The organism is Mesorhizobium muleiense, assembly GCF_900099905.1.
GTDB lineage: Bacteria > Pseudomonadota > Alphaproteobacteria > Rhizobiales > Rhizobiaceae > Mesorhizobium > Mesorhizobium muleiense.
In genome coordinates, this window is record NZ_FNEE01000009.1 from 1 (window position 1) to 12,850 (window position 12,850).

Sequence of the window (12,850 nt, forward strand, 5' to 3'; positions counted from 1 at the left end):
GGGGCAAGTGACGAGAAACGAGCCACAATGCGTCTGCTGCCAAATCTGCTCTCCCGTTTTGTAAAAAACGGGCGCCTGACTGTCATATTCGAGGACGGTTTCAGGCAAGCCTTCGGCAGTGGACAGGATGGGCCCGACGTGACGATCCGCCTAACCGACAAAGCGGTCGAACGCGAGATCTTCTTCAATCCGGAACTGAAGGCGGCCGAAGCCTACATGGATGGCCGCTTGGTGATCGAGAACGGTGGCAAAGCATTTGACCTCTTGTCACTTTTTTCTGTCAACCGCACTGGGATGGCAGCCCACCCCGTTCAGAAGGCGTTGCGGAAAGTCTGGCGTGCGTTGCGCCGACGCCAGCAGAACAACAAGCTCGGTCTCGCCGCAAAAAACGTTCAGCATCACTACGACATCCCGACGAAATTTTATGAGCTATGGCTCGACGAGACAATGACCTATTCGTGCGCCTATTACACGGCACCGGACAGCAGTCTGCAGCAAGCGCAGATGGACAAGCATCGCCACATTGCCGCGAAGCTCAAGCTAGAGCCAGGCATGCATGTGATGGAAATCGGCTCAGGCTGGGGCGCTCTCGCCATCTATCTCGCCAAGTATTGCGACGTGAAGGTCACGGCGATCAACGTTTCGACGGAGCAATTGGCGGCGTCTCGGCTTCGAGCGATCGAGGCCGGGGTCGCTCATCAGATCGATTTTCGCGAGGTCGACTATCGCGAGGTCAGCGGACAGTTCGACCGTGTTGTCTCGATCGGAATGATGGAGCACGTGGGCGTCGTTCATTTCGACAGCTATTTCACGACCATCAGTAGATTGTTGAAGGAGGGCGGCTTCGCCTTGGTTCATGCGATCGGACGCATGTCACCGCCTGGTACGACGGCGCCGTTCATCCGCAAGTATATCTTTCCAGGTGGGTATGTGCCGGCTTTGTCAGAGGTGTTTGCCTCGTTGGAGCGCACGGGGATCTGGTGCGCCGACTGCGAAAATTTGCGGCTGCACTATTACTGGACGATCCACGATTGGCGTCTCTGTTATGAGGCCGGGCGCGAGGAGGCAGTCGCCATGATGGGCGAACGCTTCTGCCGTATGTGGGATTTCTATCTGGCGTCGGCCGAACTCGGCTTCCTAAACGGTTCAAATTTTGTCTTCCAGATACTGATCTCGGCTCGCCGTGACGATGTCCCAATCATCCGCGATTATATTGTCGAAGAAGAGCGACGCCTACTGAGCTCGATGCAGACGAGTGCGTAGTTTCGCTATCTACACCGTGGGCCCGGTCCGCTGGTTAGATCGCCCTGCAGGACTCGGATGACATCATCCCGCCGTCAATCTTCGTCCGACGGAAGCGCCAGTGCAACCAATCGACAAGTCCGAAGATCAAAGCGGTCGGCCACGAATGACAGCTTTGCGCCTAATCTCAGCCGTTGAGGTGACCGTTGCCACTGCCTGAAAGGAGACATTGTTGCGACCATTCTGGACGTCGCGGTTGCGGCATAACCGGTGATTCCCCGCCATCCCTCAATTTCGGACGTTCGCGCGAGAACTGGAGCCGGAGTCCCAAGCGGTCAATAGGTTGGGATTCAGTTCGCCGCGCCGACCCGCTTGCGCTCCCGGGTTTCCAGCAGCTTCGTCAGCCAGTCTGGATCCATCTCCGGCACGGAGGAGAGAAGCAGTTCGGTATACGGAGCATGCGGCGGCGTCAGGATTTCGGTCTTGAGCCCCTGCTCGACGACTTTGCCTTGATGCATGACGACAACTTCGTCGGCGATTGCCCGCACCGTCGCGATGTCGTGCGTGATGAAAATATAGCTGACTCCGAATTCTTGTTGCAGCCGCATAAGGAGCTTCAGGATCTCTTCCTGTACGATCTGGTCGAGCGCCGAGGTCACCTCGTCGCAGATGATGAGCTCCGGATTAGCAGCTAGCGCCCGGGCAATGCAGATGCGCTGCTTCTGACCGCCCGAAAGTTCGCCCGGCAGACGGTCGAGGAAGTTTTCGTCCATCTCGATCATGTGCATGAGTTCGCCAACGCGGCGGTCGCACGCCGCCCCTTTGAGGCCGAGATAGAACTCGAGCGGCCGGGAGATGACTTCCTCGACGGTCTGACGCGGATTGAGCGCGTTGTCAGGCATCTGATAGATCATCTGAATGCGGCGCAGAATGTCTTTGGGCCTCTCTTTCAGAGTTCTTGGCAGACGATGCCCCGCAAATGAGATCGAGCCCGAGACCGGCGGCAGCAGGCCGGTGATGACGCGGGCGAGCGTTGATTTACCGGAACCAGATTCACCGACGACCGCTACCGTCCGTCCGCGCGGCACCTTGATCGATACATCCTGCAGAACCTTGACTTTCCCTGCGTAGGCAGCGGTGATGTTATCGATCGTGAGCAGATGGTCCGCGGCCGGCACTTCGGGTTTGGCTAGCTTTCGCACCGCCCAGAGCGTCCTCGTATAGTCTTCGGCCGGCGCCGCAAGCATCTGGCGTGTTTCGGCCTCCTCCACAGTACGGCCATGGCGCAGAACCATGATCCGGTTCGCCATCTGCGCAACCACGGCCAGATCATGCGTGACGTAGATCGCGGCAGTGTTGAATTCTTCGACAATCTTGCGGATCGAGGCGAGGACCTCGACCTGTGTGGTCACGTCGAGCGCCGTCGTCGGCTCGTCGAAGACGATCAGGTCGGGCCGGCAGGCCATAGCCATCGCCGTCATAGCCCGCTGCAACTGCCCTCCGGAGACCTGGTGAGGATAGCGGAAGCCGATGGTGTCCGGATCCGGCAGGTGAAGACGCCGATAAAGTTTCATGGCATCCCGATTCGCTGCCTCGCGACTGGCGATCCCGTGCGCCACGACCGTTTCGACGGTCTGATCGAGGAGCCGATGGGCCGGGTTGAAGGAAGCGGCCGCGCTTTGCGCGACATAGGCGATGCGCGAGCCTCGGAGCCGTCGCCGTGCGGTTTCGGCCATGGCGAGGAGGTCGATCCCGTCGAACAGGATGGATCCTTGCGTGATCCGGCAGCCTGGCTTGGCATATCCCATCGCGGCAAGCCCAATGGTGGACTTTCCGGCGCCGGACTCGCCAATGAGGCCGAGAACCTCACCGCGCTTTAGCGAGAGATCCACACCGCGAACGATCGGATGCCAGCGCTCGTCGGAAAACCCTTCGACGTGAAGGTTGCGAACGCTGAGGAGTTTCGTTCCCTTTTCGCGTTGGCCAGAATTCTTACTTTTCATCGCGCAACCCGCTCGTCGCATGCAAGAACCAGTCGACAACGAAATTCACCGAGACCGTGAGAAGGGCAATCGCGCCTGCCGGCAAGAGCGGAGTGATGTCGCCATAGGTGATAAGGGTAGCGTTTTCCCGCACCATCGAGCCCCAGTCGGCAGTCGGCGGCTGGATGCCGACGCCGAGAAAGGAGAGCGCGGCGATGGTGAGGAAAACGAAACAGAAGCGCAGGCCGAATTCCGCGATCAGCGGCGGCAGCACGTTGGGCAGGATCTCCTTGGTCAGAATCCATCTCGGCCCTTCGCCACGCAGTTGCGCGGCTTCGACATATTCCATGACGGCAACATTCAGCCCGACCGCGCGCGCCAGCCGGAATACGCGGGTCGAATCGAGCAGGGCGATGATGAGGATCAGGCTGGTGACCGACGAACCGAAGATGGATAGCAACATCAGCGCGAAGATGAGGCTCGGGATCGACATCAGCACGTCTACCGCGCGCGACAGAATCTGGTCGAGCCACCCCCGGTACATCGCGGCCAGCAAACCGAGCGTGACGCCGACCGCGAAGGACAGAAGCGTAGTCGCGAAGGCGATGCCGATCGTATTGCGCGCGCCATAGATCAGCCGGGTGAGCACGTCGCGACCGAGTTGGTCGGTCCCGACGATGAACTCTTGGCTCCAGGGCGCGAAAGCCTCGGTGAAAACCTGCGTTTCTCCGTAGGGCGCTATCCAGGGCGCTAACAGCGCGACGAAGACGTAGCCAAGGATGACCACGATGCCGAACCAGGCGCTGAATGGAGCCTTTTTGAGTGCGGTTTTTACCCGGGAGGCGCGCGTGCGCCTCTGTCTTGAGACCGCCACGACATGTTCGGTGCTGGTCATCGCGGGTGCAAAAGCCTCGGATTGGTGGCAATGGAAATGATGTCGGCGGTCAGGTTGAGCAGGATGTAGGTTGCCGCGAAGATTAGGGCGCAGGCTTGCACGACCGGAACATCCCGGGACTTCACCGCATCGACCATCAATTGGCCGATGCCGGGATAGACGAACACCACCTCGACTACGACCACGCCGACGATGAGATAAGCGAGGTTGAACGCAATCACCGTGACGATAGGCGCCCAGGCATTGGGCAGGGCGTGTCTGAGAACGATTGTCATAGGCGACATTCCCTTGAGCCGCGCCATATCGATATAGGGGCTTGCCAGCATGTTGATAATCGCCGTGCGCGTCATACGCATCATATGGGCAACAATCACCAGCGTGAGGGTGATGGACGGCAGCGCTGCGCGCCAGACGTGCTCCCAGAACGGCGTTTGGTCGCTGATGTTCGCCAGTGTCGGAAATTTGGGAACCAGATTCAGGACCCAGTTGATCGAAGCCGCGAGCCACTCGGGCAGGGATTGTGCGAATTCGGTTCCGATGAACGTGTCGCGCGAGATGATGAGGTAGGCCAGCATATAGGCGACGAAGAATTCGGGGAATGAAATCGTCGTCAGCGTCACCGTGTTCACCACACGGTCGAACCAGCTGTTGCGGTAGAGAGCGGCGAGAATGCCAAGTCCCAGCGCGAGTGGAACCGCTATAAGGGCGGTCATCACGGCAAGGAACATTGTGTTGTAGAGCCGGGGCGCAATGATCTCGGCGACTGTGCGCCGGTAGCCGGTGCGGCTTGCGAAGGAAGAGCCGAAATCCCCCTGCACGATCTGTCCGACCCAAGCGAAATAGCGCTCAACTGGCGGACGATCGATGCCGATCTCGCGCTGGAATGCGGCGACCGTCTCGGGCGTCGCGGATTGCCCGAGCATCGCCTTGGCGAAATCGCCCGGAAGCATGGCAATCGCCGAAAAGATGATGATGGTGACGATGAACAGCGTGATCAGGCCGAGACCCAGGCGCTGCAAAACCGTCCTAACGACCGGGTTCATGGGCGGTGCCTTCGAGCGTTTCCCCTGAAAAGAGCGAACCGCCCGCGCTGCCGGCGGTTCGCCTGGCGAACGTCACGCGTTGGCTACCCACCAGCGCTCGGCCATTTTCAGTCCGTCATTTTCCCAGTTCGGCGCCACCTCGCCATGCGCCAGTTTCTTGGACTTGGCGCTGACAAAATTGTTGAAGACCAGGACGATGGCGCCGCCGTCGTCATGCGTCAACTGCTGCATTTCGGCATACATCGCGGAGCGCTTGGCCTCGTCGGTCTCCGCGCGTGCCTGGATCAGCAGTTCGTTGAAGCGGGGATTTTTCCAGAACGTCTCGTTCCAGCTGGAATCGGCCGAGTAGGCCTGCGTGAACATCCAGTCGGCCGTTGCACGACCGCTCCAATAGGAGGCGCACCACGGTTTCTTGAGCCAGATATTGTCCCAATAGGCGTCCTCGGCCTCGCGCACCACATTGACATCGATGCCGCATTGGGCCGCCGTCTCGCGGATGAGGGCGGCTGCGTCCACGGCGCCGGCGAAAGCCGCGTCGGCGACGGAAAGGTCGACCTTGAGATTTTCCATACCCGCTTTTTTCAGATGGAAGCGGGCCTTTTCAGGATCGAACTTATGCTGCGGCTCCGGATTGATGGCGAACTTGATAGCCGGTGCGATCGGGTTGTCATTCCCGACGGTTGCATGGCCAAGGAAGATCTTCTGCGCGATTTCCTCGCGGTCGATCGCCCATTTCAGGGCCATGCGCACATCGGGGTTGTCGAATGGGGCAACCGTCACGTTCATAGGCAGCGTGTAGTGGCCGTAGCCGGTGACCTCAAGGATATCGATATTCGGCTTTCGCTTCAGCATACCGAGCGTTTTCAGGTCGGCGCGGCCGATATAATCCACCTCGCCGGTTGACAGCGCGGCCATACGCGCGGCGAGGTCCGTGATGGCGATAAACTCCACCTCGTCAAAATAGGGTTTGCCGTTCTTGAAGTAGTTGGGATTGCGCTTGAGCTTGGCCGAGACGCCTGGCTGAAAGTTCTCAAGCACGAAGGCACCTGTCCGGACGCCCGATTCCCAGTCCGCCTTTCCGTCCTTGGCAGGCATGACGACAAGGTGATAGTCGCTCATGATGTAGGGAAAGTCGGCATTGCCGCTTTTTAGCGTGAAAACGATCGTTTCCGGACCGTCCGCCTTGATGTTGGTCACCGATTCGAGCAGCGACTTCGCCGCCGATTTGGTGTCGGCTCCCATGTGATATTGCATAGAGGCGACCACGTCGTCCGCCGTGATGGTCTTGCCGTTGTGGAAGGTCGCACCTTTGCGCAGCTTGAAGACCCATGTCGTCGCGTTGTCCGAGGTCTCGAAGCTCTCGGCAAGGTCCGGCTGGATGCTGCCTTTCGCGTCGATCTCGGTCAGGCTGTTGGACATGGCACCCGAAAAGGCGGTTTGCGTGAAGGTATCGGGATAGCCGGCCGGATCGATCGAATCGGTCGTCGCGCCATGCGCCAAGCCGAGCTTGGCGAAGCCGCCTTGCTTGGGTGCGGCCCGCGCCACGCTCACGAAGAGCATATCTGCGGCGGCGACCGTCAGGCCTGCCGCCAGCCCTAGATGGATGAAATCACGGCGCGAAACCTTGCCGCGGCCGATCAGGTTTTGCGCCAGGCGCAGTTTATATTCAGATTCCGACACTGCTTCCTCCCATTGCGGATTTCCCGCATTCTTGTTGTTGGCATTACCGAGCAGATCTGCAGATTCAGCCGATTTGCCTCCTTTCGATTTTTCCGCGGTTTGACGCAAATCTTACGCCGTTACATAGATTTCACCAGCTTCCACCGTGACCGGGAATGTTCGGGCACGTACGCCCGGATCGACCAGGGCCGCACCGGTTTTTATGTCGAATTCCCAGCCGTGCCAGGCGCAGCGCACGATCTCGTTCTCGCGGTGATAGATGAATTGCGCTTGGTCGACCGGCGCCGTGGTTCCGCATTGCGGTCCCTCGCAAAGCGGAGCGCCGCGGTGCGGACAAACGTTCAGCAAGGCATGGAATGAATCTCCGATGCGGAAAACCCCGACTGAAAGGCTGCGGATTTTGGCGATGTAGGGAGTTCCGGTCTCGATTTCGTCGACGCGGCAAATGTATGTCTTCTCAGCCATGGTTTGCTCCCGTCACGCGGCATTCGCCGCTTGCGTGCGGGGAATGCGTTTATAGACCTCGAGCGCATTCAATCCCATGATCTTGCTTTTCCAGGCGGGCGGGATGTGCAGCGTGTTGGCATCGTCATAATCCCAATGCGGGTAGTCGGAGGCAAACATCAGCGTGTTCTCGCCGTCCATTGCTTCGAGAGTGGACCAGAGATGCTGAACGTTCGCGGGCTGCTCCAGTGGTTGCGTGGAGAAGCGGATGTTGCGCCGGCAATACTCGGAGGGCAGCATCTTCAGCCACGGCGTTTCCTTGCGCAGCGCTTTGTAGTCTGCGTCCAGACGCCATAATACCGATGGAACCCAGGCCACACCGCACTCGATGATCACGAAATACAGGTCCGGCCATTTTTCGAAAACGCCATGCGCGATCATGCTTGCCACATGCGACAAGGCCGACATGTGAAGAATAGCGTGCGTCTCCCAGAAGAAGGTCGTGGGAGCCGGTGCCACCGCGTTCCAGTTGATGCCGCCATGGCCGCCCAGGTGGATCGCGAATGGCAGCCCGACTTCGGCGCAAGCCTCGAAAATGGGATGGTAGAACGGATCACCGTAGGGTTTGACCGAGCCTTGGGAGGCCAGAACCTGCACCATACGCGGATGGTTGCCGAGGCGGCGGATCTCGGCTGCTGCGAGCTTCGGATCCTGCGGCGCGATGATGATGGAGCCCATAAAACGACTGTCTTTGGGAAGCCATTCGGCGATTTGGTAGTCGTTATAGGCGCTGACCAGTGCACTTGCGTAATAGGGATTGGCCAGCGTGGAGGCTTCGATCGGCTCGTCGCCGGTGAGGATAGCGGCCCCGACATTGTATTTGTCGAGGTGCTTTTCTTTCATGATGAGATAGTTGTCGGCCTCCGTCTCGGGCCTGACGTCCTTCCGGGAGAAGTCCTGCGGGTGAAACCACGGACGGTGCCCGTGCGGGAAGGCGCCTCTTGGACCAGTTTTCTCGCCTTCTGTGAACATGTCTTTCCAGACGCCGGAAAGATAGGGCTCGAGCACCGTCGCGCTCGACCAGTAATTGTGACAATCGCAATCGACTATGAACACCCTCTCCAACTCCTGGCTCGGCAGGCCGGCTGACCTAGCCGGCTTCTTCAACCGCAGCTTCCGCCCTGGCAATTATTTGATCAAGCTTGTGATTTGGGGTAATACAATCGGATTTTTCGATTGCGAGAGCGACATGCAGCTGGATCACATCGAGACCTTCCTCGACATCATGGAGTCACGAAATTTCAACCGTACGGCCGATCGTCTTGGCGTTACGCAGTCGACGGTCAGCAACCGCATCAGGAACCTGGAGCAGGCCATCGGTTCGGAGCTCTTCCTGAGGGGACGCGCCGGGGCCGAACCGACCGCGGCGGGGCGACGTTTCGAAGCCTATGCGCGAGCCATGCTTTCGACATGGTCTCAGGCCCGCCATGACGTTCGGGCGTTCAACCGGTTCGAGGGCACCTTGCGCGTCGCTGCGCAGGTCGGAATGACGCGATCGATATTACCGGGTTGGGTGGAAACTCTGTTCCAGGTGCTGCCAAAATCGTCAATTCACGTGGAATCCGACTATTCACCGCAAATGATTTCCGATTTGAGCTTGGGAAACCTCGATATTGCTGTGGTCTACGCGCCCCGATACCTGCCTGAAATCTCCTACGATCCTCTTATGGTCGAAGAATACGTGATGGTGTCTACGTCTGCCAGGATCCTGTCGGAGGTCAACCCGGATACTTATATCCGGCCAGGCTACACGGTCGCGCTTGAAAAAGCCCACGCCGTGGCGCTACCGGAATTGGCGATAGGCCGTCTTTCGATGGGCTCGGAAACGCTCGCCGAAGCGATGCTGCGGCGCATGGGTGGCACTTGCTATATGCGCAGTGACGACGCTCGGCGGTATACCGCCGAGCGGCCGTCTTTTGTAGTCGAGGGTGCGCCCGCGCTTCAGCAGCCGGTTCACACCGCTATTTTGGCGCGCCGCAAGCACGAGCCGATCATCCGTAGAGGGATTCGCGCGCTCCATCTGGCCGTTATGTCCATGGAAAGTTAGATCGAAATATCCGATTGTAAAGCCGACATCTGTCGCTTTTTTGAAAGTATCCGAGCTGCCATTCTGGTCGGGTCAAGCAGAGTCAAATCATGAACGCGCACGCTCCCTTTTCGACCAGCGATTTCGTTCCGGAGATGCGTCAACGGCAATGGGCGGAGAGCTCAAGACAGTTCGTGCGCTGTCGGCGCGTCATCGATGAGACGCACGACGTTAAGACATTCGTCTTTTCAGCTGCTTCTGGCCACATGTTCAGCTTCAGTGCAGGCCAGTATTTAGTCCTGCACCTGACGTTCGACGGCACCCGAGTAACGAGATCGTACTCGGTTTCGTCGCCGCCGACTCGACCGCTCGACCTGCAGATCACGGTAAAGCGGGTGAACGGCGGGCTTGTTTCCAACTGGCTTCATGACAATCTCCGGCCAGGCCACGATATTGAAATCGAAGGGCCGGTCGGACTTTTCAACTTCGACGATCTACCATGCGAGAAGCCGCTTTTCCTTTCGGGCGGCAGCGGCATCACTCCCGTTATGTCGATGCTGCGGGCGGTAACCGACCGGGCATCTGGCCATGACATCCGTTTCATTCACTGCGCTCGGACGGCTGACGACATCGCCTTCCGCTCCGAGTTGGAGGCGCTCGCCGCGCGATTCTCCAATGTCGATGTAAGCTTCATCTGCAGCCAGGAAGGTTCGGCGTGGCAGGGCCCTAGGGGTCGGATCGACGGCCCCATGCTCTTGCGGCTGGCTCCGGACCTTCACCAGCGCACGTCTTACGTTTGCGGCCCCGAGCCGTTTATGCAGACGGTTCGGGCCTGCTTCGCGGAGATCGGCATCGCACCCTCGCAGTATCACGAGGAAAGTTTCGGCGGCGCCGTGGGCAATTCCATGCCTCTGCAATCGGCTGTCGCTGGTCTTACGCGCGTCCGCTTCGTCCGGTCCGGCGTAGAGCATCTTTGTGCGCCCGGAGAGACCCTGCTCGATGCGGCGCGCAATTGCGGGCTCCACATTCCCACCGCATGCCAGCAGGGTATTTGCGGAACTTGCCGGACGGTCAAGCTCTCGGGTGAAGTCGCGATGGACGACCTTGGAGGGCTCAGCCTTGAAGAGAAGGCGGCTGGTTATGTGTTGGCCTGCTGCAGCCGGCCGCAAGGCACCGTTTGCCTCGAACTCTGAATCTCGTTGCGAATTCTGATGGAAAGCCCGGCGCTAGGGGCATGCTGGGATCCTTTATGATTAAATTATCGTGGTGCTCGCGCACGAGCCGGTTACGGCAATCGGTGCCTAGCCTCGCGCCAGGCCTGTCCGGCGACGGGCGGTCCAGCAGCTCAGGCCACGGCATCGCCGACATCCGGAACCGAGGTTCGGTTCGGTGATTAAAGGAGGGCGAACTGGTTTTACGGAGGTTTGAGGTGAACGGGCTCTTGAATGTGGGACTTTCGACGGCCGTGACGGGCACGGTCGCAAGCTTTGTGACGGCGGCGATCCTAGCCCTTCTGGCCAAAGCCGAAGGCAAATCCGCACTGCAGCCGACCAACGCCACCAGCCATTGGCTGCACGGCGGTAAGGCCGGTGCGGTCAGGAAAGCCGACCTCGCACACACTGCGGTGGGTTTCGGCACCCACCATGCCTCGGCCATGTTCTGGGCCGCTCCGTTCGAGGCTTGGCTCGCCCGAAACCCTCAGCGGTCGCCGCTCCCGATGCTGCGCGATGCCTCGGCAGTGGCCATGATTGCAGCCGTCGTGGATTATCTCGTCGTACCGAAGCGGCTCACCCCAGGCTGGGAGACCGTGCTTTCGAAGCGCTCGATTGCCGCCACGTATGTCGCGCTTGCTCTGGGCTTGGCTGCCGGCGGACTGATCGCGCAGGCGATGCGGAAGACGGATTGATCGGATTCCAAGACTGGCGAGAAACCGCCGATGCTATTCCGCTTTTCGCCTGGCAGGCAGGGCTCAACCGGCACCGGCAATCACCAGAGCCCACCGAGTCGGTCCAGATGTTCGGCGCTGGTTCGTACTCCAGCTCTGTCCCTTACCCAATGGGCCGACGAATGTGGCCAACTCACCGCTGGCGCGTTAAAGTTGATCCAGATGTTGCATGAGTTTCAAAAGGAACGTGTACAAGATCTGTTCGGGGGTCATCAGCTTGCTCGCTGAGCACCGTTATGCCCCAATGGCCCAGCACGGCCTCCTGCACCGGGTTGGGGTCGGGCATGAAGGTCCGCATTGGGTTCAGCTTAGGACCGAGCCTGCGCCGAGCTGAATGTCTGCTCACTTACATCTCAGATTAGAAGCTGCCTGACCGCTTTCGGCCCCAACTTTCGTCATCCCCTGCTTCAGCCTGACCGATCGAACTGGTCATCGGCCCAATGCAGGATTCGTCCGCACCACGATCGGAGGCAGAACACTGGTTCATTGACGCAATAGCAACCAACCGAGCACCCCAAATCCGCTGGCCCAACGACCGGTCATGGCGCGGCTGCTCGTCGCTAAGGTTCTTTCTTCCGCAGGTCTTTGACGACATCGAGAAAGGCCCGCAGTGCGGGCGGTACGGCTCGATGTCCGGGGTAGTAAACCGCAACTTCTTCCGCAGCGGGCATCCACGCGGTCAGGACCTTGCGCAGCCGGCCGCCGGACAAGGCCGCTTCGGCGGCCCAATCGGCCACGTAGGCGACGCCCAGATCCTCAATTGCGGCTTCGACCATCAGTTCCTCGTCGTCGAGGACGACGGGGCCGTTTGCCTCGATCACGAGTTCCTGGCCGGCGCGTTCGAACTCCCATCGGTAAAGCTTGCCGCTGGGCATGCGGTGGCCGATACAATGATGGCGTTGCAATTCCTCCGGGGTTTTCGGGTCGCCGAAGCGATCGAGGTAGGCGGGCGAGGCGACACAGATGAACGTCAACGCGCGTGCAAGCGGCACGGCGATCATGTCCTTGGGGACCGATCCGAGGAGGCGCACGCCGGCATCGAAGCCGCTGGACACGATGTCGATGAGCCGCCCCTCGACGACGATGTCCACGATCACGTCCGGATGGCGCTCCGCCATCTGCTGAAGAACCCCGCGAACGAGAAGCCCGGCCACCAGTCGCGGTGCGTTGATGCGGACGGTGCCCGCGACATTGCCCCTGAACCCGGCGACGCTGTCGAGCGCCTCGTCCAGCGAGGCGAGCGCCGGCTGAAGGCGGCCGAGCAACTGGAAACCGGCTTCCGTCGGCGAGACGCTGCGTGTGGTGCGGTTGAGAAGGCGCACGCCCATGCGCTCCTCGAGCGCACGCATGGCGTGGCTCAATGTGGAAGGTGCCGTGCCGATCTCGTCCGCTGCGCGGCGGAAGCTCCGGTGCGTGGCAACGGCCACGAAGGCGGTGAGATCGTTGAGGGACGAGCGGGACATTGATGGCAATTTTGCATCACCTCATGCCGATTTCAACGGCTAATGCGCGTAATGCGATTGCCTTATCTCC

General features: G+C 59.8%; 11 protein-coding genes. 4 read left to right on the forward strand and 7 right to left on the reverse strand.

The features are described from left to right. Positions 1-1,263 (forward strand): SAM-dependent methyltransferase (locus BLT09_RS16965; RefSeq protein ID WP_342028455.1); only part of this gene is annotated, 1,263 nt, incomplete at its 5' end. A gap of 329 nt (positions 1,264-1,592) precedes the next feature. Here BLT09_RS16965 and BLT09_RS16970 read toward each other — a convergent pair. The 6 genes from BLT09_RS16970 to BLT09_RS16995 all read right to left on the reverse strand — a co-directional run bounded on the left by BLT09_RS16970 (position 1,593) and on the right by BLT09_RS16995 (position 8,402). Further along, positions 1,593-3,245 (reverse strand): ABC transporter ATP-binding protein, encoded by a 1,653-nt coding sequence (locus BLT09_RS16970; RefSeq protein WP_091594956.1) that lies wholly within the window; start codon positions 3,243-3,245, stop codon positions 1,593-1,595. After that, the gene (locus BLT09_RS16975; RefSeq protein WP_091594958.1) at positions 3,235-4,119 is read right to left on the reverse strand and encodes an ABC transporter permease; all 885 of its coding nucleotides are present in this window, start codon (positions 4,117-4,119) and stop codon (positions 3,235-3,237) included. The genes BLT09_RS16970 and BLT09_RS16975 overlap by 11 nt, the downstream gene beginning before the upstream one ends. Next, positions 4,116-5,162, reverse strand: a complete 1,047-nt coding sequence (locus BLT09_RS16980) for an ABC transporter permease (RefSeq protein ID WP_091594960.1) — start codon at positions 5,160-5,162, stop codon at positions 4,116-4,118. The genes BLT09_RS16975 and BLT09_RS16980 overlap by 4 nt, the downstream gene beginning before the upstream one ends. A 72-nt stretch (positions 5,163-5,234) precedes the next feature. Next, entirely contained in the window at positions 5,235-6,842 is a 1,608-nt protein-coding gene (locus tag BLT09_RS16985; protein ID WP_236472997.1) for an ABC transporter substrate-binding protein, read from the reverse strand. 111 nt (positions 6,843-6,953) lie between these two features. Next, entirely contained in the window at positions 6,954-7,307 is a 354-nt protein-coding gene (locus BLT09_RS16990; RefSeq protein ID WP_023797723.1) for a Rieske (2Fe-2S) protein, read from the reverse strand. A gap of 12 nt (positions 7,308-7,319) precedes the next feature. After that, complete coding sequence (locus BLT09_RS16995; RefSeq protein WP_091595284.1) at positions 7,320-8,402, reverse strand: amidohydrolase family protein; 1,083 nt, start codon at positions 8,400-8,402, stop codon at positions 7,320-7,322. Between BLT09_RS16995 and BLT09_RS33715 the strand changes: the two genes are divergently transcribed. The 3 genes from BLT09_RS33715 (at position 8,395) to BLT09_RS17015 (ending at position 11,278) form a co-directional block, all read left to right on the forward strand. Continuing rightward, positions 8,395-9,393: a LysR family transcriptional regulator gene (locus BLT09_RS33715; RefSeq protein ID WP_139172619.1), complete on the forward strand. Its 999-nt coding sequence runs from the start codon at positions 8,395-8,397 to the stop codon at positions 9,391-9,393. The two genes, BLT09_RS16995 and BLT09_RS33715, sit on opposite strands and share 8 nt — an antisense overlap. 89 nt (positions 9,394-9,482) lie before the next feature. After that, entirely contained in the window at positions 9,483-10,565 is a 1,083-nt protein-coding gene (locus tag BLT09_RS17010) for an FAD-binding oxidoreductase (protein ID WP_091594962.1), read from the forward strand. Positions 10,566-10,801: 236 nt separating this feature from the next. Beyond that, positions 10,802-11,278, forward strand: coding sequence for a hypothetical protein (locus BLT09_RS17015; protein ID WP_091594964.1), 477 nt, complete (start codon positions 10,802-10,804; stop codon positions 11,276-11,278). A 599-nt stretch (positions 11,279-11,877) separates the two neighbouring features. Here BLT09_RS17015 and BLT09_RS17020 read toward each other — a convergent pair. Further along, on the reverse strand, positions 11,878-12,780 hold the full coding sequence (locus BLT09_RS17020) for a LysR family transcriptional regulator (RefSeq protein ID WP_091594966.1): 903 nt from the start codon (positions 12,778-12,780) through the stop codon (positions 11,878-11,880). Positions 12,781-12,850 lie beyond the last annotated feature (70 nt).